The organism is Variovorax sp. V213, assembly GCF_041154455.1.
Lineage (GTDB): Bacteria > Pseudomonadota > Gammaproteobacteria > Burkholderiales > Burkholderiaceae_C > Variovorax.
In genome coordinates, this window is the sequence record NZ_AP028664.1 from 2,597,886 (window position 1) to 2,620,026 (window position 22,141).

Genomic DNA, 22,141 nt, shown 5'->3' on the forward strand with positions numbered 1-22,141 from the left:
TGTACGCAAATACGATGAAAGGAATGTCGCTGCACTCGCTTAAGCGCGGCTTAAACCGCGGCCCGGGGCCCGGAGGGGCCTCAGGCGCCGGAGGGAAAGCGCACCAGCACCCGCAAACCACCCAGGCTCGGAGAGGCAGTGAGCCCCACCGTGGCTCCGTGCAGGTCGGCAATCGACTTGACGATGGCCAGGCCGAGCCCGCTTCCGGGCGCCTGCGGCTCGCCCGACCGGTAGAAGCGATCGAGCACGCGCGCGCGTTCTTCCTCGGGCAGCCCGGGCCCGCTGTCGTCCACGCTGAGTTCCACCGCCGAACCGTTCATTGCAATACCAACGTCCACGCGCCCTTCTTCAGGCGTGTACTTGACGGCGTTGTCGATCAGGTTGCGCAGCAGCATGCGCAGCGCCTCGGGCTGGCCGCTCACCACGGCGTCGGCGTCGGCATGCGAAACCCCGACGTCGATGCCCCGGGCCTGCGCGGCCGCGACCGCATCCGAGATGGCCAGGCGCGCCACTTCGGCAAGGTCGACCGGCTGGGGCTTGGCACCGGCGGCCATGCTCGCCTCGTGCCGGGCCAGCGCCAGCATCTGCTCGACCAGCCGCGTGGCGCGGTCGATGCCCGCGACCAGCCGGCTCACGGCCAGATCGCGCCCCGCGGCATCGGGCGCGCGCTGCAAGCCCTGCACTTGCAGTTTCAGCGCGGCCAGCGGCGAGCGCAGTTCGTGCGCCGCATCGGCCACGAAGTGCTTCTGCGCATCGAAGGCATGGCGCACCCGGTCGAACAGAAGATTGAGTTCCTGCACCAGCGGGCGCACCTCATCGGGCAGGTCTTCCTCGCTCACGGCAGAAAGATCGTCGGCCTGCCGGGAGGCAACCTGCCTGCGCACGCGTGCCACGGGCGCAAGAGAACGGCTCACCACCCACCAGACGACCAGCATGAGCAGCGGCGCCATCAATGCCACCGGCGCAATGGTGCGCAGGGCCAGCGCCCCGGCCATGTTGCGGCGCGCCGCCATGTCCTGCGCCACCTGGATGACCAGCCCGCTCGTCTGCATCGAGAACACGCGGTAGGTGGTGCCGCGCGCACGCACGTCGGCAAAGCCCAGCACCGCCAGTTGCGGCAGCGCCGCCTGCTCCGCGGATTCGAAGATGCGCACGCCGTCGGCGGTCCACACCTGCACCACGAAATCGAAGTTCTGCTCCCCGCTGCCGATGCCGCCGACCGCCGCGCTCGGCGGCAGCCCGGCACGCAGCGACAGCGCCATCTGCTGCATGTGATAGTCGAAGATGTCGTCGGCCTCTTTCAACACCGTGCGGTAAGCCACCAGCGCCTGCGCCCCGGCAGCGAGCACGATGGCCGCGAGAAGGAACCACAGCAAGCGCGCGCGCAGCGAACCGGTCAGCTTGCGGATCATGCCTTCGGCACCATGTAGCCGACGCCGCGCACGTTGCGGATCAATTCCGCACCGAGCTTCTTGCGCAGGCCGTGCACGTAGACCTCGACCGCGTTGCTGCTGATCTCGTCCTTCCAGCTGTAGAGCTTTTCCTCGAGCTGGGCACGCGACAGCACCATGCCGGGCCGCGCGATCAGCGGCTCGAGCACGGCCCATTCGCGCGCCGACAGTACCACCGGCTGGCCGCCTACCGTGACCTCGCGGGTGGCGGGGTTGATGCTCACGCCCATGTGCTCGTACACCGGCTCGGCGCGCCCCGCGGCGCGGCGCAGCAAGGCGCGGATGCGGGCCAGCAATTCGTCCAGGTCGTAGGGCTTGAGCACGTAGTCGTCGGCGCCCGCATCGAGCCCTTCGATGCGCTGCTGCACCGAGTCGCGCGCGGTGGCAATCAGCACGGGCATGCGCTGCTTGCGGGCGCGCAGGCTCCTCAGCACCTCGAGCCCGTCGCGGCGCGGCACGCCCAGGTCGAGCAGCACCAGGTCGTACTGCTGGGTACGCAATGCGGACTCGGCCGCATCGCCGTCTTTCACCCAGTCCACGGCGTATTGCTCGGCGCGCAGCAGGTCGAGCACGGCTTCGCCGATCATCACATCGTCTTCGAGAAGCAGGAGTCGCATGGTTATCGTGTGCGTTTTGGGATTCGAGGCAGCGGTGGCGCGGAAGTTCAGATCACAGCAGCGACCGGACCTCGCGCGCCGCCTCGAAAAGAAGCGGCAGCATCTCGCGCTGGAGCGTCTCTTCCTGGTAACGCGTGCCCGAGAGCACCACGTTCAGCGCGGCCACCGTGTGGCCCTGCATGTCGCGCAGCGGGACCGCGAGCGCCTGCACGCCGAGCTCGTGCTCTTCGCTGGCAAAGCAGTAGTCGTTCTTGCGCACACGGGAAACCAGCTGGCGCAGGCTGCGCGCCTGGGTGGTGGTGTTGGGCGTGAGCCGCGCAAGATGGCGCCCCTTGAGCCATTGCGTGAGCTGGGCCGGCGCCATGGCCGCGAGCAGCACCCGCCCGGTGGAGGTGGCGTGCGCCGGCAGGCGGGCGCCAAGGTGCAGGCCGTACGCCAGCACACGCGTCGGCGTGCCGTAGCTGCCGCTGCGCGCGATGATGACCACCTCTTCACCGTCGAGCACCACGGCCGAGAAAGACTCCCCCGTCTGGGCCGCAAGCCGGTTGAGCGTGGGCTGCAGCGCACGCGGCAGGCGTGACGACGCCAGGTAGCTGCCCGAAAAGCGCAGCACCTTGGGCGCCATCCAGAAATAGCTGCCGTCGGTCTCCAGGTAGCCCAGGTGGGCCAGCGTGAGCAGGTGCCGGCGGGCGGCGGCGCGCGTGAGACCGGCGCGCTCGGCCGCCAGGGTGGCGTTGAGCCGCTGGCGCTCGGTGTCGAAGCTTTCGAGCACGGCCATTCCCTTGGCAATGCCCTCGATGAAGTCGGCTTTGGCGATGGTCATCCGGTCAGGGTACGAAGTGTTGCGCGATCATCGCGCAGCCACTCGCATGATCGCACAGAGCCTCGCAAAGCGCCGCGCCAGGGTGCCTGGAACGGCCTACGCTTCGGAAAACCTCAACGGAGACACGAACATGCGAACACAGGTCGCGATCATCGGCGCGGGCCCGGCCGGCCTGCTTCTCGGGCAGCTGCTTTTCAAGGCGGGCATCGACAACATCATCGTGGAACGCCAGAGCGGCGACTACGTGCTGGGGCGCATCCGCGCGGGCGTTCTTGAGCAAGTGACCATGGATCTCCTGGCGCGCGCCGGCGTCGATGCGCGCGCCAAGACCGAAGGGCTGCCGCACGAAGGCATCGAACTGCTGTTCAAGGGAGCGCGGCATCGCATCGACCTCCATGGCCTCACAGGCGGGAAGCAGGTCACCGTGTATGGCCAGACCGAGGTGACGCGCGACCTGATGGAGGCGCGTTCGGCCGAAGGCCTGACCACGATCTACAGCGCCGCCAATGTCAGCCTTCACGACTTCGATTCGCAGCGCCCGCGCGTGCGCTACGAGAAAGACGGCCAGGCGCACGAGATCGAATGCGACTTCATCGCCGGCTGCGACGGCTACCACGGCGTGAGCCGCGCCAGCGTGCCCGCCGACGCCATCCAGACCTACGAGAAGATCTACCCCTTCGGCTGGCTCGGCGTGCTGGCCGACGTGCCGCCGGTGTCGCACGAACTCATCTATGCCAACACCGAGCGCGGCTTTGCGCTGTGCAGCATGCGCAGCGCCGCGCGCAGCCGCTACTACGTGCAGGTGCCGACCGAAGAGCGGGTGGAGAACTGGAGCGACGAGGCCTTCTGGAACGAACTGCGCGCGCGGCTCGACCCCGAGGCGCGCCAGCGGCTGGTGACCGGTCCTTCGCTCGAAAAAAGCATCGCACCGCTGCGCAGCTTCGTTGCCGAACCGATGCGCTTCGGCTCGCTGTTCCTGGCCGGCGACGCCGCGCACATCGTGCCGCCAACCGGCGCCAAGGGGCTCAACCTCGCAACGGCCGACGTGGGCTATCTGTCGCGCGCGTTCGAGATCTTCTACGGCGAAAAATCGCCCTCCGCACTCGACCGGTATTCAGACCTCTGCCTGCGCCGGGTCTGGAAGGCCGAGCGCTTCTCGTGGTGGTTTACCTCGCTGATGCACCGCTTCCCGGAGACCGGCGCGTTCGGCCAGAAGATCCAGGAAGCCGAACTCGACTACCTCGTGCATTCGCAGGCCGCCGCCACCGCGCTGGCGGAGAACTACGTGGGCCTGCCGCTCGAAGACTTCTAGCCGGCCGCTTCGAGCGTCTTCTTCATCGCCACGCCCCCCTGCGCCATCATCGGTTCGATGTAGGCGGCCAGCTCGTCGGGCAGCACGTCGGTGACCCAGACGAAGCGCGAGCGCTCTTCGCCCAGCGCGAACACCTGGGCCGAGGCGTGGTGATGGCTGGCCTTGCCGCCGGTCACGGTGTAGGCCAGCCGGCGGTTGGACTCGTCGATGCCCACGAGCAGTTCGCGCGCCACCAGGCCGTTGGCAAAACTCACGATGCGGGCGCCCTGCCCGTCCAGCTTGCAATCGGTCAGAAAGCCGGGCGCGAGGCGCGTGTGCACGGCGCCAAAGTCGCGCAGCGCGTCCCAGACGCGCGAGGCATCGGCTTCGACAATGAATTCCTTGTAGATCGTTGCCATGGTTGTCCGCCTTCAGGGGCAGCCCGCCTCATGGAAGCGCCGGCTCGCGGCAAGGTCTCTGACTTTCAGTCCGATGTGGTCGTACATGGCGATGACTTTCTGCTCGATGAATGAATCAGGCGGTCATCATTGAGCAGGGCTGCCAATCGGTCTTGGAAAATCTTGCGATCGCCCCTGGCGGCCTGGCGAAAGCCGCGCGGCGACACACCGGCCGCGCGGTGAAAGGTGCGGACGAAGTTGCTCAGGTCGGCAAAGCCCACCTCGAACGCCACGTCGGTCACGGGCCGGTCGTCGTCCGCGAGCAGGCGCGCCGCATGGCGCAGCCGGGAGCGAACCAGGTACTGGTGCGGCGTGACGCCAAGCGCCTGCGAAAAGAGGCGCAGGAAATGGAACGGGCTCAGGCCGGCCTCGGACGCCGCCCCTTCAAGGCCGATCTCGTCGCGCGAGTGCGCATCGATCCATAGGGCGGCATCCACCGCGCGGCGCCTGTCGCGCGGTGCGGCGGACTGCGGCGCCGGCTTGGCGCGTCCGCTCACCACCTCGACGAACCGGCTGGCAAACCACATGCCGAGCTCGTCCAGGCCGACGTCGGTCTGGCCCTCGGTCGCGACCTGCGCGAGTTCGCCGAGCACCATGAGTTCGGGCAACGGCGGCAGCCCCCCGGTGCGCCAGGTCCGCTGGTCGCCGCCGATCAGGTCGACGAAGCCGGGCGACAGGTGGAACGCCAGGCATTCGTCGCCGCAAACATGATGGTCATGGGTGCAGATGTATTCGTCGCCCGGGCAACCCACCAGCACCGAGCCGGCCACCAGTTCATAGGCGTTGCCACGCGTCCGATAGCCGAAGCTCCCCTTTCGCACGTACGAAACGGAGTAGTCGACGTGCATCTCGGTGAATGGCTGCGCATCGGGACCCGCGTCGCATCGGTAGCTGGACACGCGGATGGGTTCGGTCCGCAGTTCGGTGGTGACGAGCATTCCAATTCACCTGCTACGAGCGCCCCAAGCCTCAGTCCACAGTGTGCATGGCCTGCCATACCCGCGACGGGCTCAGCGGCATGTGCAGGCGCGGCGTGCCGTTCGCGAGGCCGTTGCGGGCGAAGGCATCGGCCACGGCGTTGACGATGGTCGGCGTGGCTCCGATGGTGCCCAGTTCGCCCACGCCTTTCACGCCCAGCGGATTGTTGGTGCACGGCGTCGACTCGTCCATTTCCATGTGGAACATGGTCTCGACGATGTCCGCGCGCGGCGCGGCGTAGTCCATCAGGCTGCCGGTGAGGGGCTGGCCTGTTTCGTTGTCGTACACCACCTGCTCGTACAGCGCCTGCCCGATGCCCTGCACCGCGCCGCCTTCGAGCTGGCCGCGCACGATCATCGGGTTGACCACGCGGCCCACGTCGTTGACCGAGCTGTAGGCCACCACGCTGATCTCGCCCGTCGGCGGATCGAGTTCGATCTCGCAGATGTGGCAGCCGTTGGGCCAGGTCGGGCCCGCCACGGTGCTGGTGGAGTCGACGAAGATTTCGCGCTCGGGCTGCTTGCCCGCCAGTTCGAACAGGTCGAGCTCCAGGTCGGTGCCGGCCACGGAGAACACGCCGCGGGTGTAGGTCACGTCGTCGGGGGACGCCTCGAACTCCTGGGCCGCGAGTTCGCGTGCCTTGTCGATGGTGCGTTCGGCGCCGATGCGAACCGCCGAGCCGCCGGTGAACAGCGAGCGGGAACCGGCGCTGCCGAAGCCGTCGCCGCGGTCGGTGTCACCGAGCACCACGCGCACCTTCTCGATCGGCACGCCGAAGGCATCGACCGCCAGCTGTGCGAGCGAGGTGGCAATTCCCTGCCCCATCGCGTTGACGGCGGAGAAAACCTCGATCACGCCGTCGGCCTGCACCGAGACCGTGACGCGCTCCTCGAACACATTGCCGCCGGTCCACTCGAGAAAGGTGGCAATGCCCAGGCCGCGGTGCTTGCCCTGCCGGGCGGACTCGGCCGCGCGGCCCTCGAAGCCGTTCCAGTCGGCCAGCGCCAGCGCCTGGTCCATCACCGACTCGAACTTGCCCGTGTCGTAGGTCTGCGCCATCGGGTTGGTGTAGGGCATCTGCTCGGGCCGGATGAAGTTGCGGCGGCGCAGTGCGACACGGTCGATACCGGTCTGGCGCGCGGCCTCGTCCATCAACCGCTCGATGGTGAAGATCGCCTCGGGCCGGCCCGCGCCGCGGTAGGCGCCCGTCGGCGCGGTGTTGGTGAGCACCGCCTTGAAATGGAAGTCGATGGTCTGGATGTCGTAGACGCTGGTCTGCACCCAGGGGCCGATCAAGAGCTGGATCGCGACGCCGGTGCCGGTGGCATAAGCGCCCACATTGGCGAGCGTCTTGATGCGCAGCGCGAGGATCTTTCCGTCGGCATCGAGCGCGAGTTCGGCCTTGGCCTCGATGTCCCGGCCGTGCGCGCTCGAAAGAAACTCCTCGCTGCGGTCGGCCACCCATTTCACGGGCCGCTTGACCTGCAGTGCGGCATAGGCCACTGCGATGTCTTCGGGATAGGCGCCGGTCTTCATGCCGAAACCGCCGCCCACGTCACCCACCACCACGCGCACCTTTTCCTTTGCGAGGCCGATGGCGGCGCAGATCGAATCGCGCACGCCCGAGGGCATCTGGGTGCTCATGCGGATGGTGAGGCGATCGGACTCGGCGTCATGCGCCGCGAGCACCGAGCGCGGCTCGATGGTGAGCGCCACGACGCGCTGGTTGACCACGTCGAGCGCCACCACATGGCGGGCCTTGGCAAAGGCGGCCGTTGCGGCGTCGCTGCTGCCGTGGCGCATTTCGGCCGCGATGTTGCCCGTGGCCTCCCCGCACAGCAACGGCGCGCCGTCGGCGGTTGCGCTTGCGAGATCGACCACCATGGGAAGTTCTTCGTAGTCGACCACCACGGCTTCGGAGGCATCGCGGGCCTGCTGGACCGTTTCGGCCACCACTGCGGCCACCGCTTCGCCCACGAAGCGGGTTCGGTCGTGCGCCATGGCGAATCGCGGGGGGCTCGCGCAATCGCTGCCGTCGGCTCGTTTGAAGCCCACGGCGCCCGGCATCGGCTTGACGCCGGCCTCGGCCAGTTCGGCTCCGGTGATCACGCGCAGCACGCCGGGCATGGCAACCGCGGCAGAGATGTCGATCGAGACGATGCGCGCGTGCGGATAGGGAGACCGGAGGAACACCAGATGTGTCTGGCCGGGAGGCGCGACGTCGTCCGTGTAGCGGCCTTGGCCGGCAAGCAGGCTCTCGTCCTCGAGGCGGCGCACTGCATGGCCGCTGCCGAAACGCGTGGGGTTGGATTCAGTAGTCAACATGGTCCTCTTGGGCTGGCCATCCGCCAGGCAACACTGGCCTTGCGGGTCCGATGGAGAGCAAATGGAAGCAGCACTATATGGGCTCTTGGATATTCCCGTGCGCTTCGCAGGCGGAGCCGGTGGCTTGCAGGCCCCAGTCGTTTGTCATCCCGCCGGAGAACGGCCATTTTCTGCCACGTGGATGAAGCGCGCCGCGAAGCCGTGTATACCTACGGCCATGCAACAACTGCCTTGGCTCGAACCCGGCGACGCGCTGCCCGACCCTGCATCCGCCTGGGGCGACGCCGACCCCGTACCTGGGCTGCTCGCTGCCGGCGGGGCGCTCGATGTGGATACCCTGGTTCAGGCCTACAGCCGATGCGTCTTCCCGTGGTTCAGCGAAGACCAGCCGATTCTCTGGTGGAGCCCGGACCCGCGCATGGTGCTCCAGGTGGCTGAATTCAAGCTCCACAGGTCCCTGCGCAAGACCCTCACCCGCTTCGCACAGACCCCCGGCTGCGAAGTGCGCATCGACCACGATTTTTCGGCGGTCATCAAGGCCTGCTCGCAATCGCCGCGCACCGGCCAGTCGGGCACCTGGATCGTCCCGGACATGGTGAACGCCTACATGGCGCTGCATCGGGCCGGCCACGCGCACAGCGTGGAAACCTGGATCGACGGAGAGCTCGTGGGCGGTCTCTACTGCGTCGGGCTCGGCCGCGCGGTTTTCGGCGAATCGATGTTCACCCGCCGTCCCGACGCCTCGAAGATCGCGCTGGCGGCCCTGGTCTGCCTGTGCCGGCGCTTCCAGGTGCGGATGATCGACTGCCAGCAGAACACCTCCCACCTGGCGAGCCTGGGAGCCCGGGAGATGTCGCGCGCAAGCTTCGTGGCGCACGTGGCCAAGGCACGCGAACAGGAAGGGCCACAGTGGCATTTCGAGCCCGTATACTGGACAGAACTCCTTTCCACGCGGCCTTCTGAATCGACGTGACGCACCTCAAGGATCTCCCGCTTCACACGCTGCAGTTCTACGCGACGGCGCCCTATCCCTGCAGCTACCTGCCCGATCGCCAGGCCCGGTCGCAGGTGGCCACGCCCAGCCACCTGATTCACAACGACGCGTATTCCGACCTCGTGCTCAGCGGATTCCGGCGCAGCGGAATGTTCACCTACAGGCCCTACTGCGACGGGTGCCGGGCCTGCATCCCGCTTCGCGTACTGGTCAACAGCTTCCGTCCCAGCCGCAGCCAGCGCCGCGCCGTGAAGCAGCACAAGGAACTGCAGGCACGCGTGCTCAAGCTGTGCTTCGTGCCCGAGCACTACCAGCTCTATCTCCGCTACCAGAACGGCCGCCACGCCGGCGGCGGCATGGACCACGACAGCATCGACCAATACACCCAGTTCCTGCTGCAGAGCCGGGTCAACTCCAGGCTGGTCGAGTTCCGCGAGACACTGCCCGACGGCAGCGCGGGAGCGCTGCGGATGGTGTCGATACTCGACGTGCTGAACGATGGCATTTCGGCCGTCTACACCTTCTACGAGCCCGATGCCCGCGCGGCGCGGGACCACTCCAAGCAACCGGAAGCCCCCCTCGCAGGGCAGGGAGAGCACGCGGTGCAAAGCGTGGGGGCCTCGTCCACGGGTTACGGCACCTACAGCGTGCTCTGGCAGATCGAGCAGGCCCGCAAGCTGGGCTTGCCGCACGTCTACCTGGGCTACTGGATCGAAGGCAGTGCCAAGATGAATTACAAGGCACGCTTCAGCCCCCATGAACTGCTGATCGACGGACGCTGGCAAGCGCCGACTGATTTCACAAGGTAAAATGGCGCCCGGTCCACACCGCATCGCGCCATGAGAAAAACCCAATCCGACGTTCCTGCCGTTCCGGTCATCCAGGTGATCGAGCGCATGTTCGCACTGATCGACGTGCTCGCCTCGCGCGAGGAGGCCATTTCGCTGAAGGAGATCAGCGAGAAGACCGGCCTGCACCCCTCCACCACGCACCGCATCCTCAACGACCTGGCGGTCGGCCGCTTCGTCGACCGGCCCGAAGCCGGAAGCTACCGGCTCGGCATGCGGTTGCTGGAGCTCGGCAACCTCGTCAAGGGGCGGCTCAACGTGCGCGATGCCGCGCTGGGACCGATGCGCGAACTGCACAAGCTCACGCAGCAGCCGGTCAACCTCAGCATGCGGCAGGGCGACGAAATCGTCTATATCGAGCGCTCGTACAGCGAGCGTTCGGGGATGCAGGTGGTGCGCGCCATCGGCGGCCGCGCGGCCTTGCACCTCACTTCGACCGGCAAGCTGTTCCTGGCGGCGGACGATCCGCAGCGCGTGCGCAGCTATGCCACCCGAACCGGGCTGGCGGGACACACGCGCAACAGCATCACGCAGCTGCCGGCGCTGGAGCGCGAATTGTCGAAGGCACGCCAGTACGGCATTGCACGCGACAACGAAGAGTTGGAACTGGGGGTGCGCTGCATGGCCGCCGGCATCTACGACGACCAGGGCAAGCTGGTGGCGGGATTGTCGATTTCCGCGCCTGCGGACCGGCTGGACGAAGGATGGCTGCCCAAGCTGCAGGCCACGGCCAACGAAATCTCGGGAGCGCTCGGCTACAAGGACGCCGCCGCGGCGGCGTCCAGAGCATCTGCGACGGACGGCGGCGGATCTTCTTCTTCAGCCACGGCCTGACCCAAGGCCTGCGCCGCGTGCGGTCGACCCGCCCTTTTCAGGGCTGGTGTTGTCAGATCAGCCAGCGACCTGGTAGGTGGGAGGGCGCGACGCGGCGGCCGGCGAGCCCGTCGAAGCATGCGTTGCCTCGACCCAGCGGCGCACGCGTTCCGCATCGGCAATACGGCTGAACTTGCCGGCCGAATCCAGGAACACCATGATGAGCTTGCGCCCGGCCACCTTGGCCTGCATCACGAGGCACTGGCCGGCTTCCGAGATGTAGCCCGTCTTCTGCACGCCGATTTCCCAATCCGGGCTCTTCACGAGACGGTTGGTGGTGTTGAACTGCAGCACGCGGTTGCCCACCTCGACCTGGTACTCAGGCGAGGTCGAAAGCGAGCGCACCGTGGCGTCGGCGTAAGCGGCGTTGACCAGCAGCGCCAGGTCTTGCGCGCTCGACTGGTTGCGGCTCGACAGGCCCGTGGGCTCCACGTAGCGCGTATCCTTCATGCCGAGCATCTTGGCCTTGGCGTTCATGATGCTCACGAAGGTTGCAAGGCCACCGGGATAGGTGCGGCCCAGCGCGTGCGCCGCGCGGTTTTCGCTCGACATCAACGCAAGATGCAAGAGCTCGCCGCGGGGAAGCGTGGTGCCGACCGTCAGGCGCGAGCGGCTGCCCTTCTCGGTGTCGACGTCGTCCTGGGTGATGGTGATCAGCTCGTCGTTCGGAAGGCGCGCTTCGCTGATCAAGAGGCCGGTCATCAGCTTGGTGAGCGATGCGATCGGGAGCACCGCATGGTCATTCTTGCTGAACAGCACTTCATGCGTGTCCTGGTCGATTACCAGTGCAACGCTCGACTTCAGGTCGAGCACGTCGTCGGTTCCGTGCAGGCCGGCCAACTGGCCGAAGGACTGGCGCGCGGGCGTTTCGACGCGAACCACCGAACGGCGTTGCACGGCGACCACGGTCCGGCCGTTTTTCTGGCGAATGGAGGCCACCACGTTGCGGCCACCGCGAACGACTTTCTCGCTGCGGTCTACCCCGGCGCCACGCGACGCCTTGGCAGTTTTCTTGACTTCCACCGGCACCGGGCCCGCGGCCTTCTTGGCCAGCGAGGTCTTGGCGACAGCTGTTTTTTCCTTCTTGGCGGCCTGGGCTCCGGACAGCAAAAACGCCGTGGCGCAGAACGCGACGGCGACAAACTTGACTGTATGCAGGAACCGCTGGCTGGAAACTCGGCGGAGACGGGCTTCAGGCATTTTTAAATCTCCAGCGGCGAAAATGAGAACCGCAGTGTATCCAAATCAAAAAAGGCACGCAATATCAGTTACTTGCATCCCTTTCTTAACTTAGGATGGTCAGTAAACCTAACCCTGTGCCGCCACTCTCTCAGCTTGGCTCTGGAGCTTGTTGAGCGCACTCAAATAAGCCTTCGCCGATGCGACCACGATGTCGGGGTCCGCACCTACTCCATTCACCACCCGCCCTGCATTTTGTAACCGAACTGTAACTTCTCCTTGGCTTTCTGTCGAGCCACTGATCGCATTGACCGAGTAAAGCACCATTTCGGCGCCGCTCTTGACAAGCGACTCGATCGCCTTCAGGGAAGCATCAACCGGGCCGTTGCCATCGGATTCGCCGGTGACCTCCTTGCCCTGGACGGTGAAAACGACCTTTGCATGGGGGCGTTCGCCGGTTTCGCTGTGCTGCGAAAGAGAAACAAAAGCAAACTGTTCGTTAACGTGCGAATGCTCTTCCGCGCTGACGAGCGCAAGGATGTCTTCGTCGAAAATTTCGGACTTGCGATCGGCCAGTTCCTTGAAGCGCAGGAAGGCGGCATTGACGTCGCCCTCGCTGTCCATCGTCACGCCAAGCTCCTGCAGGCGCTGCTTGAAGGCGTTGCGACCACTGAGCTTGCCCAGCACGATCTTGTTGGCGCTCCAGCCCACGTCTTCGGCCCGCATGATCTCGTAGGTGTCGCGCGCCTTGAGCACGCCGTCCTGGTGAATGCCGGAGGCGTGCGCGAAGGCGTTGGCGCCCACCACGGCCTTGTTGGGCTGCACCACGAAGCCCGTGGTCTGGCTCACCATGCGGCTGGCGGCCACGATGTGCCGGGTGTCGATGTTGAGGTCGAGGCCGAAGTAGTCCCTGCGGGTCTTCACGGCCATCACGACCTCCTCGAGCGAGCAATTGCCCGCACGCTCGCCCAGGCCGTTGATCGTGCACTCGACCTGGCGCGCGCCGCCGATTTTCACGCCGGCGAGCGAGTTGGCCACTGCCATGCCAAGGTCGTTGTGGCAATGCACCGACCAGATCGCCTTGTCGCTGTTGGGCACGCGCTCGCGCAGCATCTTGATGAAGTTGCCGTAGAGCTCCGGAATGGCGTAGCCCACGGTGTCGGGCACGTTGATGGTGGTGGCGCCCTCGTTGATCACGGTCTCGAGCACGCGGCAGAGAAAATCGGGGTCGCTGCGGTAGCCGTCTTCGGGGCTGAACTCGACGTCGGCCACGAGGTTGCGCGCAAAGCGCACGGCAAGCTTCGCCTGCTCATGCACCTCGTCGGGCGACATGCGCAGCTTCTTTTCCATGTGCAGCGGCGAGGTTGCAATGAACGTATGGATGCGGCCGCGCGCCGCGCCCTTGAGGGCCTCGGCCGCTCGCGAAATATCGCGGTCGTTCGCGCGCGACAGGCCGCACACGGTCGAATCCTTGATGGCCTCGGCAATGGCCTTGACGGCCTCGAAATCGCCGTTCGAGCTGGCCGGAAAGCCGGCCTCGATGACGTCGACCTTGAGCCGTTCGAGCTGCTTGGCGATGCGCATCTTCTCGTCGCGCGTCATCGAAGCGCCGGGCGATTGCTCGCCGTCGCGCAAGGTGGTGTCGAAAATAATGAGTTGGTCGGTCATCGTGAATCTCCTTGGGTTCTATTCAGCCTCGATCAGGCCGACGCCGGGCCGCTCCCAAGGCGGCCTGCGGCCCCCTTGGGGGGGCAGCGACGACACAGTGCGAGAGCGTGGGGGCCATGCCTTCAGGCGAGCTCAACCACCGATTGTGCGCTGCGCGCGCCGCGGGTGCGTGCGCGCTGCACGCCCGAGACGATGGCCTTCAGCGACGCCGAAATCACGTCCGCGTCGATGCCGACGCCGAACAATGTCTGGGCCTCGTCGACGCGCAGTTCGAGGTAGGCCACCGACTTGGCATCGGCACCCGCGCCGATGGCGTGCTGGTGGTAGTCCATCACGCGCACCGTGTGGCCGGTGGCCTGGCTCAACGCATGCGTGAAGGCATCGATCGGCCCGTTGCCTCGGCCCTCGATGGTGTGGATCTCGCCGTCCCAGGGCAGGTCGCCGCGCAGCACCACGGAAGCGTCGGCGCCCTCGCCTTCTTCCTGGAGCACGCGGTGCTGCAACGCGTGCGCGGCTTCGAGGCCGTATTCGCGCACGAACAGCTCCCAGAGGTCGGCGGCGGTGAGTTCTTTGCCGGCCACGTCCATCACGCGCTGCACGGTCTGCATGAACTCCATTTGCAGGCGGCGCGGCATTTCGAGGCCGTACTCGCTCTCGAGCAGGTAGGCCATGCCGCCCTTGCCCGACTGGCTGTTGACGCGGATCACGGCTTCATAGCTGCGGCCCACATCCTTCGGGTCGATGGGCAGGTAAGGCATGTCCCAGATGTCGCCGTCCTTGCGGGCGGCAAAGGCCTTCTTGATCGCGTCCTGGTGCGAACCGGAGAACGAGGTGTAGACCAGGTCGCCGACATACGGGTGGCGCGGATGCACCGGGATCTGGTTGCAGTGCTCGACCGTCGCGCGGATCTCGTCGATGTTCGAGAAGTCGAGTTCCGGCGAAACGCCTTGGGTATAGAGATTGAGCGCGACGTTCACGAGGTCGAGGTTGCCGGTGCGCTCGCCGTTGCCGAAGAGGCAGCCTTCGATGCGCTCGGCGCCGGCCATCAAGGCAAGTTCGCCGGCGGCCGTACCAGTGCCGCGGTCGTTGTGCGGATGCACGCACAGCACGATGGAATCGCGCCGCGCGAGGTTGCGGTGCATCCACTCGATCATGTCGGCAAAGATGTTGGGCGTGGAATGCTCGACCGTGGTGGGCAGGTTGACGATGCACTTGCGCTCGGGCGTCGGCGCCCAGACTTCGGTCACCGCATCGACCACGCGCTTGGAGAACGCGACGTCGGTGCCCGAGAACATTTCGGGCGAGTACTGGAAGGTCCAGTTCGTGCCCGGCTGCTTCGCGGCAAAGTCGTTGAACATGCGCGCATGGCTGCTGGCAAGCTCGACGATCTGGTCTTCGTCCATGCCGAGCACCACGCGGCGCATCACCGGGGCCACCGCGTTGTAGAGGTGAACGATGGCGCGCGGCGCGCCCTGCAGCGATTCGAAGGTACGGGCAATGAGGTGATCGCGCGCCTGCGTCAGCACCTGGATCGTCACGTCGTCGGGAATGCGGTCTTCCTCGATCAGCTTGCGCACGAAGTCGAATTCGATTTGCGAGGCGGAGGGAAATCCGACTTCGATCTCCTTGAAGCCGATGGCCACGAGCGTTTCGAACATCCGCATCTTGCGGGCGATGTCCATCGGCTCGACCAGCGCCTGGTTGCCATCACGCAGGTCGGTCGACAGCCAGATCGGGGCCTTGGTCAGCACGGCATCGGGCCAGGTGCGGTCCTTGAGGCCGATCGGGGCGAATGCGCGGTATTTGGCTTGAGGTTGCTTGAGCATGTCGATTTCTCTGTGATGGTTGGTAATCAACCAGCAACCCCAAAAACAAACGGCCCGTTGCTGGTGCGAACGGGCCGTGGTGAGGGATTTGCGCGTGCGCTACCGTCTCCGCCCGTGAGGGAGGGCTAGTAGGGCCAGCAGCGAAATCTTGGTCATGAGGATTGCGAATGTAGCACAAGCCAGCCTTAGTTATGCAAGCCCCGCTCGTCGGGCTCTTCGGTCGAGGTGCTGATCACGCTCGCCTGCTGGCCCTTGGCCTTGCGCCACGCATAGACCACGTAGCCACTCAGGCCATAGGCCACGAAGAGGCCGAACAGCACCGTGGGCGGATGGATGTTGATGACTGCGATGCCCAGCGCGATCAGCACGATCACCACGAAAGGCACGCTTTTTTTCATCTGCACGTCCTTGAAGCTGTAGAACGGCGCATTGGTGACCATCGAAAGACCGGCATAGAGCGTGAACCCGAAGGTGATCCACGTGATCTGCGTCCACGAGAGATACAGCACCTCGCCGCCCCGCTTGCCCCATTCGGTCATGAGCCAGATGAAGCCGGCCACCAATGCGGCCGCGGCTGGCGAAGGCAGCCCCTGGAACCAGCGCTTGTCGACCACGCCGGTATTGACGTTGAAGCGCGCGAGCCGCAGCGCCGCGCAGGCGCAGTACACGAAAGCCGCGATCCAGCCCCAGCGGCCCAGGCCCTTGAGCGACCACTCATATGCAATAAGCGCCGGGGCGGCGCCGAACGACACCATGTCGGACAGCGAATCCATCTGCTCGCCGAACGCGCTTTGCGTGTTGGTCATGCGGGCCACTCGGCCGTCGAGGCTGTCGAGAATCATGGCGGCGAACACGCCGAGTGCCGCGAGATCGAAGCGCGCGTTCATGGCCATCACGACCGAATAGAAGCCGCCGAACAGCGCAGCGAGCGTGAACAGGTTCGGCAGGATGTAGATGCCCTTGCGGCGCTTGCGCGGCGGTACCTCGTCGGGAACCGTGTCGTCATGCATTGAGTTTGCCTCCGTCCCTCGTGGACACTGCGCGCACGGCTACCCGTTCGATAGCGTCTTGATCTGTAAATCGCATGGGTTCGCAGTGTAGTTCAGGGGATGGTTCGCCCCCCTCATGAAAAAGGCCACCCCAGCGGGTGGCCCTCGGGAAACGGGCGCCGCGGCGCCCGCTTCGTGGTGGATCAGTTGCGGGTCTGGTCGACCAGCTTGTTCTTCTTGATCCAGGGCATCATCGCGCGCAGCTTTTCGCCGACCACTTCGATCTGGTGCTCGGAGTTCAGGCGGCGGCGGCTGATCAGCGTGGGTGCGCCGGCAGCGTTCTCGAGCACGAAGCTCTTGGCGTACTCGCCGGTCTGGATGTCCTTGAGCACTTGCTTCATGACCTTCTTGGTCTCTTCGGTCACGACGCGCGGGCCGGTCACGTACTCGCCGTATTCGGCGTTGTTCGAGATCGAGTAGTTCATGTTGGCGATGCCGCCTTCATAGATCAGGTCGACGATCAGCTTGAGCTCGTGCAGGCACTCGAAGTACGCCATTTCGGGCGCGTAGCCGGCTTCCACCAGCGTTTCGAAACCGGCCTTGATCAGCTCGACCGTGCCGCCGCACAGGACCGCTTGTTCGCCGAACAGGTCGGTCTCGGTTTCTTCGCGGAAATTGGTCTCGATGATGCCGGCCTTGCCGCCGCCGTTGGCGGTTGCGTAGCTCAGCGCGAGGTCACGCGCCTTGCCGGTCTTGTCCTGGTGCACTGCCACGAGGTGGGGCACGCCGCCGCCTTGCGTGTAGGTGCTGCGCACCGTGTGGCCCGGGGCCTTGGGAGCGACCATCCAGACGTCGAGGTCGGCGCGCGGCTGCACGAAACCGTAGTGCACATTGAAGCCGTGCGCGAAGACGAGCGAAGCGCCTTCCTTGATGTTCGGCGCCACGTCGTTCTTGTAGACGTTGGCGATCTGCTCGTCGGGCAGCAGGATCATGACCACGTCGGCGGCCTTCACTGCGTCGGCCACTTCGGCGACCTTGAGGCCGGCCTTCTCGACCTTGGGCCACGAAGCGCCGCCCTTGCGCAGGCCGACCACGACCTTGACGCCGCTGTCGTTCAGGTTCTGCGCGTGTGCGTGACCTTGCGACCCATAACCGATGATTGCGACCGTCTTGCCCTTGATCAGGCTCAGATCCGCGTCCTTGTCGTAATAAACCTTCATGTCGATGCTCCTTCGTTGATTCGGGGGGTGGTGATTGCTGAAAAACTAGACGCGCAGGATGCGCTCGCCGCGGCCGATGCCGCTGGCGCCGGTGCGTACTGTCTCGAGAATTGCGCTGCGCTCGATGGCCTCGAGAAACGCGTCGTTCTTTCCGTGGTCGCCGGTCAGTTCGATGGTGTAGCTCTTGTCCGTGACGTCGATGATGCGGCCGCGGAAGATCTCCGCCATGCGCATCATTTCTTCGCGCTCCTTGCCGACCGCGCGCACCTTCACCATCATGAGTTCGCGCTCGGTGTAGGCGCCTTCGGTCAGGTCGACGACTTTGACCACTTCGATCAGGCGGTTGAGGTGCTTGGTGATCTGTTCGATCACGTCGTCCGAGCCGGCGGTGACGATGGTCATGCGCGAGAGGCTCGAATCCTCGGTCGGCGCGACGGTCAGCGACTCGATGTTGTAGCCGCGGGCCGAAAAAAGGCCCACGACGCGGGAAAGAGCACCCGGCTCGTTTTCCAGCAGCACTGCAATGATGTGTTTCATGTTTGCGTGACTCCTCTTTTCGCCGCCCTCCCCCGCGCACGGTAATGCGCGGGCTTGGCGGGCAATAGATTCGTCAGTGAAGAGTTAAGCGAATACGCCGCGGATCAGAGATCTTCGGCGCCCAGCAGCATTTCAGTGATGCCCATGCCGGCCTTGACCATCGGGAACACGTTCTCGGTGGGGTCGGTACGGAAATCCATGAACACCGTGCGGTCCTTGAGCTTGCGTGCTTCGCGCAGCGCAGGCTCCACGTCTTGCGGACGCTCGATCAGCATGCCCACGTGGCCATAGGCCTCGGCCAGCTTCACGAAATTGGGGAGCGCATCCATGTAGCTGTGGCTGTAGCGGCCGGAGTACTCGATCTCCTGCCACTGGCGCACCATGCCCAGGTAGCGGTTGTTGAGCGAGCAGATCTTGATCGGCGTGTTGTACTGCAGGCAGGTGGAGAGTTCCTGGATGCACATCTGCACCGACCCCTCGCCCGTGATGGTGAACACTTCCGAATCGGGCTTCGCGAGCTTGATGCCCATGGCGTAGGGAATGCCCACGCCCATGGTGCCCAGGCCGCCCGAGTTGATCCAGCGGCGCGGCTCGTCGAAGCGGTAGTACTGCGCCGCCCACATCTGGTGCTGGCCGACGTCCGACGTGATGTATGCGTCGGCGTCCTTGGTCATGTTCCAGAGGGTCTCGACCACGTACTGCGGCTTGATCACGTCCTTGTTGCCGCGGTCGTACTTGAGGCAGTCGCGCGAGCGCCAGGCCTCGATGGTTTTCCACCATTCGGCCAGCGCACCGGCATCGGGCTTGGTGGTGCTCTCGCGGATCATCGAGATCAGCTCGGTCAGCACGTCCTTCACGTCGCCCACGATCGGAATGTCGACCTTCACGCGCTTGGAAATGCTCGACGGGTCGATGTCGACGTGGATGATCTTGCGGTCGTTCAGCGCGAAGTGCTTCGGGTTGCCGATCACGCGGTCGTCGAAGCGCGCGCCCACGGCCAGCAGAACGTCGCAGTTCTGCATCGCGTTGTTGGCCTCGATGGTGCCGTGCATGCCCAGCATGCCCAAAAACTTGCGGTCGCTCGCCGGATAGGCGCCCAGGCCCATCAGCGTGTTGGTGACCGGGTAGCCGAGCATGTCGACCAGCGTGCGCAGTTCGTTGCAGGCGTTGCCGAGCAGCACGCCGCCGCCCGTGTAGATGTAAGGACGCTTGGCATTGAGCAACAGTTGCAACGCCTTGCGAATCTGACCGCCATGGCCTTTGCGCACCGGGTTGTACGAACGCATCTCGACCTTGTCGGGATAGCCGGCGTACGGCGTCTTCTTGAAGGAGACATCCTTGGGCACGTCCACCACCACCGGGCCCGGCCGGCCGCTGCGTGCGATGTGGAAGGCCTTCTTCATCGTCATGGCCAGATCCTTGGGATCCTTGACGAGGAAGTTGTGCTTCACGATAGGACGGGTGATGCCCACCGTGTCGCATTCCTGGAAGGCATCCAGGCCGATGGCCGCAGTGGGTACCTGGCCCGAAATGATCACCATCGGGATCGAATCCATGTACGCCGTGGCGATGCCGGTGACCGCGTTGGTCAGGCCGGGGCCGGAAGTGACCAGCGCCACGCCGACGTCGCCGGTCGCGCGCGCATAGCCGTCGGCCGCGTGGACGGCCGCCTGCTCGTGGCGCACCAGCACGTGCTGGATGGTGTCCTGCTTGTAGAACGCGTCGTAGATGTACAGAACCGCGCCGCCGGGGTAGCCCCAGACGTACTGGACGCCCTCGGCCTGCAGTGCCTTGACCAGCACTTCAGCGCCCATGAGTTCTTGCGTTGGGTTGCCGGCGCCAGAGGACGCGGCTGCTGCGGAAGCGAGTTCCGCCTTAGAGATTTCCATGATCAACCTTTGGAGTTTTTTCGGGAACGAAAAACCTTGGGTGCCCCTTGCCAGCCCTTGTGGGGCCGCGCCAGGACTTGAGGCCAAAGCCATGAGCGGACTGATGTTCCGCCGGACCGTGACCCGTTTGCCTTTTGACTTGCAGCGCGGATTATGACATTGATGAGGGAGCGCCCGGCCGAAAACTCTCGCGAAAAGGCACAGGGGCATAATCCGCGGCAGAAAAACACAAGTGCTCCCCAGACACCCCATTCCCACGCGGCGCCTGCGGCGCCCCCTCTCGCTTGGCCACTGAACAAGAACTTTCCGACTTTCTGAAGAGCGTCGAACGGCGTGCTTTCAAGCGCTCGGTCTATCACGTGCGGGACGAGGAAGCGGCACTCGACATCGTGCAGGACAGCATGATGAAACTGGCGCAGCACTACGGCGACAAACCGCCGGAAGAGCTGCCGATGCTGTTCCAGCGCATTCTTTCGAACTGCACGCTCGACTGGTTTCGGCGGCAGAAAACCCGCCGCGCCCTGTTCTCGAACCTTGGCGACTTCGAGGCCGCCGGCGACGAGGGCGATTTCGATCTTCTGGAGAACTTCGTCTCGCCAACCGACTCTAGGGAAACGGAGAGCGCAGAGGACACGACCCGACGCGCCCAGGTCTTCCACGAGATCGAAGAACAGATCGCGGCTTTGCCGGGACGTCAACGCGAGGCTTTCCTGATGCGTTACTGGGAAGAAATGGATGTGGCGGAGACGGCCGCTGCAATGGGCTGCTCCGAAGGCAGCGTCAAAACCCATTGTTCGCGGGCCGTGCACGCCCTGAGCAAGGCGCTCAAAGCCAAGGGAATTTCGCTATGAACACTAAGGTTCCAACCTCTTCTTTCGCTCTCGAAGATCAATTCGGCCAGCGGGTGGCTGCGCGGCTGTCCGCCGGCACCAAGGAGCTGCCGCATGACATCGGCGAGCGGCTGCGTGTGGCGCGGGCGCAAGCCGTTGCCATGCGAAAGCAGGCCCCTCAGCTGCGGGCGGCCTCGGTGATCATGCAATCCGGGCATGTGGCAACCATGGGCGGCGGCTGGTGGACGCGCATCGGCTCGGTGGTGCCCCTGATCGCGCTGGTCGCGGGCCTCATCACCATCAGCGTGATGCAGGACGAAGACCGTGCCAGCGAGTTGGCGGAAGTCGACTCGGCCCTGCTGACGGGCGACCTCCCGCCCGCCGCCTATACGGACCCGGGGTTCGCGCAGTTCCTCAAGGTCAAGGCCGACGGCGCTTCCGACTGAAATCCCGCCGAACGCATGCGACGCACTTCCGTTTCCCGCACCGACGCGTCCCACCCGCTGCGCCCGCAAACGTCGGGCGCAGTCATTTGGGCGTTCGCGCTCGCTGTCGCGGTGTTCGGCCTCACGCTGGCCAGCGCCCAGACCCACTCCCCGTCAGCCAGGCCGGGCGAGCCCGCCCAGGCTGTACCGGTGGTCGCATCGAGCCCTTCAGCGCCAAAGGCCACCAAACCCTACTGGAGCGAGCTCACCGCTGAGCAGCAGCAGGCGCTGCAGCCGCTCGCGTCGCATTGGCACACCCTGAATGCGGGCCACAAGCGCAAATGGCTGGCACTGTCACGCAACTACGCGAACATGTCGGCCGATGACCGAACCACCCTGCATAGCCGCATGATCGAATGGGCCGCCCTCAGCAACCAGCAGCGCGCCCAGGCCCGCCTCAACTTTGCCGAGGTCAAGCGCGTTCCTGCCGACGAGCGCAAGGCCAAGTGGGAGCAATACCAGGCATTGAGCGAGGAAGAAAAGCGCCGGCTTGCGGAGCGCGCGCCCCCCAAACCGCGCGGCGCGGCCATTCCGGTGCGCCCTGTTCCCGCCCAAAAGCTTGTGACAGTCCCGGCCGTGACGCCTGCGGGGCAACACACGCCCCGCATCATGCTGGCTCCACCCCCTTCGGCTGTGCCCGCAACGGCGCCTGCCGCCGCCGTCATGGTGGCGTCCCCGCCGGAACGTGTTCCGGCCATTGTGTCTGCGCCTCCTTCATCCAGCACGTCCGGCACGGCGTTGCAACCGGTTCCGGCCGAGGCCCAGGTGCTCGTGCCACCGGCTGCCCCGGTGCCTCCATCCTCCAATCCTGCAGGCCGCACTGCCGAGCAGCCTTCGCCCCCCTGATTCCCAAGGTTTCG

The 22,141-nt window shown here is 65.5% G+C and carries 20 protein-coding genes; 7 read left to right on the top strand and 13 right to left on the bottom strand.

Annotated elements, in window-relative coordinates:
• Positions 1–80: 80 nt before the first annotated feature.
• Genes ACAM55_RS12380 through ACAM55_RS12390 form a run of 3 tightly spaced genes read right to left on the bottom strand, consistent with a single transcriptional unit; the run spans position 81 to position 2,891 of the window.
• Complete coding sequence (locus tag ACAM55_RS12380; RefSeq protein WP_369656276.1) at positions 81–1,412, bottom strand: ATP-binding protein; 1,332 nt, start codon at positions 1,410–1,412, stop codon at positions 81–83.
• Entirely contained in the window at positions 1,409–2,068 is a 660-nt protein-coding gene (locus ACAM55_RS12385) for a response regulator (protein ID WP_307573898.1), read from the bottom strand. The genes ACAM55_RS12380 and ACAM55_RS12385 overlap by 4 nt, the downstream gene beginning before the upstream one ends.
• A gap of 52 nt (positions 2,069–2,120) precedes the next feature.
• On the bottom strand, positions 2,121–2,891 hold the full coding sequence (locus tag ACAM55_RS12390; protein ID WP_369656277.1) for an IclR family transcriptional regulator C-terminal domain-containing protein: 771 nt from the start codon (positions 2,889–2,891) through the stop codon (positions 2,121–2,123).
• A gap of 130 nt (positions 2,892–3,021) precedes the next feature.
• On the opposite strand from ACAM55_RS12390, the gene pobA reads away from it, so the two are divergent.
• Positions 3,022–4,203, top strand: a complete 1,182-nt coding sequence (pobA, locus tag ACAM55_RS12395; protein WP_369656278.1) for a 4-hydroxybenzoate 3-monooxygenase — start codon at positions 3,022–3,024, stop codon at positions 4,201–4,203.
• On the opposite strand, the gene ACAM55_RS12400 is transcribed toward pobA, so the two are convergent.
• The 3 genes from ACAM55_RS12400 to ACAM55_RS12410 form a co-directional block, all read right to left on the bottom strand.
• A complete protein-coding gene (locus ACAM55_RS12400; RefSeq protein WP_369656279.1) occupies positions 4,200–4,601 on the bottom strand; it encodes an SRPBCC family protein in 402 nt (133 codons plus the stop codon). The two genes, pobA and ACAM55_RS12400, sit on opposite strands and share 4 nt — an antisense overlap.
• Positions 4,602–4,666: 65 nt before the next feature.
• A complete protein-coding gene (locus tag ACAM55_RS12405) occupies positions 4,667–5,578 on the bottom strand; it encodes a helix-turn-helix domain-containing protein (RefSeq protein WP_369656280.1) in 912 nt (303 codons plus the stop codon).
• Positions 5,579–5,609: 31 nt separating this feature from the next.
• Positions 5,610–7,940 (bottom strand): xanthine dehydrogenase family protein molybdopterin-binding subunit, encoded by a 2,331-nt coding sequence (locus ACAM55_RS12410; protein ID WP_369656281.1) that lies wholly within the window; start codon positions 7,938–7,940, stop codon positions 5,610–5,612.
• A gap of 220 nt (positions 7,941–8,160) precedes the next feature.
• Here ACAM55_RS12410 and aat point away from each other — a divergent pair, with 220 nt between their 5' ends.
• The 3 genes from aat to ACAM55_RS12425 are packed head-to-tail and all read left to right on the top strand — an operon-like array spanning position 8,161 to position 10,619.
• Entirely contained in the window at positions 8,161–8,916 is a 756-nt protein-coding gene (gene aat, locus ACAM55_RS12415) for a leucyl/phenylalanyl-tRNA--protein transferase (protein ID WP_369656282.1), read from the top strand.
• Positions 8,913–9,746 (top strand): arginyltransferase, encoded by an 834-nt coding sequence (locus tag ACAM55_RS12420; RefSeq protein WP_369656283.1) that lies wholly within the window; start codon positions 8,913–8,915, stop codon positions 9,744–9,746. Before aat ends, ACAM55_RS12420 begins: the two co-directional genes overlap by 4 nt.
• A 30-nt stretch (positions 9,747–9,776) precedes the next feature.
• Positions 9,777–10,619, top strand: coding sequence for an IclR family transcriptional regulator (locus ACAM55_RS12425; protein ID WP_369656284.1), 843 nt, complete (start codon positions 9,777–9,779; stop codon positions 10,617–10,619).
• A 57-nt stretch (positions 10,620–10,676) separates the two neighbouring features.
• On the opposite strand, the gene ACAM55_RS12430 is transcribed toward ACAM55_RS12425, so the two are convergent.
• The 7 genes from ACAM55_RS12430 to ACAM55_RS12460 form a co-directional block, all read right to left on the bottom strand.
• The gene (locus ACAM55_RS12430; protein WP_369656285.1) at positions 10,677–11,858 is read right to left on the bottom strand and encodes a serine hydrolase; all 1,182 of its coding nucleotides are present in this window, start codon (positions 11,856–11,858) and stop codon (positions 10,677–10,679) included.
• Between the two features lie 108 nt (positions 11,859–11,966).
• On the bottom strand, positions 11,967–13,505 hold the full coding sequence (locus ACAM55_RS12435) for a 2-isopropylmalate synthase (protein WP_369656286.1): 1,539 nt from the start codon (positions 13,503–13,505) through the stop codon (positions 11,967–11,969).
• Positions 13,506–13,627: 122 nt separating this feature from the next.
• Positions 13,628–15,331, bottom strand: coding sequence for a 2-isopropylmalate synthase (gene leuA / locus ACAM55_RS12440; RefSeq protein WP_369656287.1), 1,704 nt, complete (start codon positions 15,329–15,331; stop codon positions 13,628–13,630).
• A gap of 185 nt (positions 15,332–15,516) precedes the next feature.
• Positions 15,517–16,341 carry a CDP-diacylglycerol--serine O-phosphatidyltransferase gene (pssA, locus tag ACAM55_RS12445; RefSeq protein ID WP_093019125.1) on the bottom strand — a complete coding sequence of 275 codons (825 nt, stop codon included), beginning with the start codon at positions 16,339–16,341 and terminating at the stop codon, positions 15,517–15,519.
• Between the two features lie 182 nt (positions 16,342–16,523).
• Positions 16,524–17,540, bottom strand: a complete 1,017-nt coding sequence (gene ilvC, locus ACAM55_RS12450; protein WP_093054428.1) for a ketol-acid reductoisomerase — start codon at positions 17,538–17,540, stop codon at positions 16,524–16,526.
• Positions 17,541–17,585: 45 nt separating this feature from the next.
• The gene (gene ilvN / locus ACAM55_RS12455) at positions 17,586–18,077 is read right to left on the bottom strand and encodes an acetolactate synthase small subunit (RefSeq protein WP_369656288.1); all 492 of its coding nucleotides are present in this window, start codon (positions 18,075–18,077) and stop codon (positions 17,586–17,588) included.
• Between the two features lie 104 nt (positions 18,078–18,181).
• A complete protein-coding gene (locus ACAM55_RS12460) occupies positions 18,182–19,966 on the bottom strand; it encodes an acetolactate synthase 3 catalytic subunit (protein ID WP_369656289.1) in 1,785 nt (594 codons plus the stop codon).
• A 284-nt stretch (positions 19,967–20,250) separates the two neighbouring features.
• Between ACAM55_RS12460 and ACAM55_RS12465 the strand changes: the two genes are divergently transcribed.
• From ACAM55_RS12465 to ACAM55_RS12475, 3 genes are read left to right on the top strand one after another with little or no spacing between them, the layout of a single operon-like run.
• A complete protein-coding gene (locus ACAM55_RS12465; protein ID WP_055800071.1) occupies positions 20,251–20,817 on the top strand; it encodes an RNA polymerase sigma factor in 567 nt (188 codons plus the stop codon).
• A complete protein-coding gene (locus tag ACAM55_RS12470) occupies positions 20,814–21,242 on the top strand; it encodes a DUF3619 family protein (RefSeq protein WP_369656290.1) in 429 nt (142 codons plus the stop codon). Before ACAM55_RS12465 ends, ACAM55_RS12470 begins: the two co-directional genes overlap by 4 nt.
• 15 nt (positions 21,243–21,257) lie before the next feature.
• On the top strand, positions 21,258–22,127 hold the full coding sequence (locus ACAM55_RS12475) for a DUF3106 domain-containing protein (protein WP_369656291.1): 870 nt from the start codon (positions 21,258–21,260) through the stop codon (positions 22,125–22,127).
• The last annotated feature ends 14 nt before the right edge of the window (positions 22,128–22,141 follow it).

Coding starts and splice junctions, on each gene's coding strand:
- ACAM55_RS12475 (WP_369656291.1), top strand. CDS start 21,258: ATGCGACGCACTTCCGTTTCCCGCACCGACGCGTCCCACCCGCTGCGC.
- ACAM55_RS12390 (WP_369656277.1), bottom strand. CDS start 2,891: ATGACCATCGCCAAAGCCGACTTCATCGAGGGCATTGCCAAGGGAATG.
- ACAM55_RS12425 (WP_369656284.1), top strand. CDS start 9,777: ATGAGAAAAACCCAATCCGACGTTCCTGCCGTTCCGGTCATCCAGGTG.
- pssA (WP_093019125.1), bottom strand. CDS start 16,341: ATGCATGACGACACGGTTCCCGACGAGGTACCGCCGCGCAAGCGCCGC.
- ilvC (WP_093054428.1), bottom strand. CDS start 17,540: ATGAAGGTTTATTACGACAAGGACGCGGATCTGAGCCTGATCAAGGGC.
- ACAM55_RS12380 (WP_369656276.1), bottom strand. CDS start 1,412: ATGATCCGCAAGCTGACCGGTTCGCTGCGCGCGCGCTTGCTGTGGTTC.
- leuA (WP_369656287.1), bottom strand. CDS start 15,331: ATGCTCAAGCAACCTCAAGCCAAATACCGCGCATTCGCCCCGATCGGC.
- ACAM55_RS12430 (WP_369656285.1), bottom strand. CDS start 11,858: ATGCCTGAAGCCCGTCTCCGCCGAGTTTCCAGCCAGCGGTTCCTGCAT.
- aat (WP_369656282.1), top strand. CDS start 8,161: ATGCAACAACTGCCTTGGCTCGAACCCGGCGACGCGCTGCCCGACCCT.
- ACAM55_RS12435 (WP_369656286.1), bottom strand. CDS start 13,505: ATGACCGACCAACTCATTATTTTCGACACCACCTTGCGCGACGGCGAG.
- ACAM55_RS12460 (WP_369656289.1), bottom strand. CDS start 19,966: ATGGAAATCTCTAAGGCGGAACTCGCTTCCGCAGCAGCCGCGTCCTCT.
- ACAM55_RS12400 (WP_369656279.1), bottom strand. CDS start 4,601: ATGGCAACGATCTACAAGGAATTCATTGTCGAAGCCGATGCCTCGCGC.
- ACAM55_RS12405 (WP_369656280.1), bottom strand. CDS start 5,578: ATGCTCGTCACCACCGAACTGCGGACCGAACCCATCCGCGTGTCCAGC.
- ACAM55_RS12385 (WP_307573898.1), bottom strand. CDS start 2,068: ATGCGACTCCTGCTTCTCGAAGACGATGTGATGATCGGCGAAGCCGTG.
- pobA (WP_369656278.1), top strand. CDS start 3,022: ATGCGAACACAGGTCGCGATCATCGGCGCGGGCCCGGCCGGCCTGCTT.
- ilvN (WP_369656288.1), bottom strand. CDS start 18,077: ATGAAACACATCATTGCAGTGCTGCTGGAAAACGAGCCGGGTGCTCTT.
- ACAM55_RS12470 (WP_369656290.1), top strand. CDS start 20,814: ATGAACACTAAGGTTCCAACCTCTTCTTTCGCTCTCGAAGATCAATTC.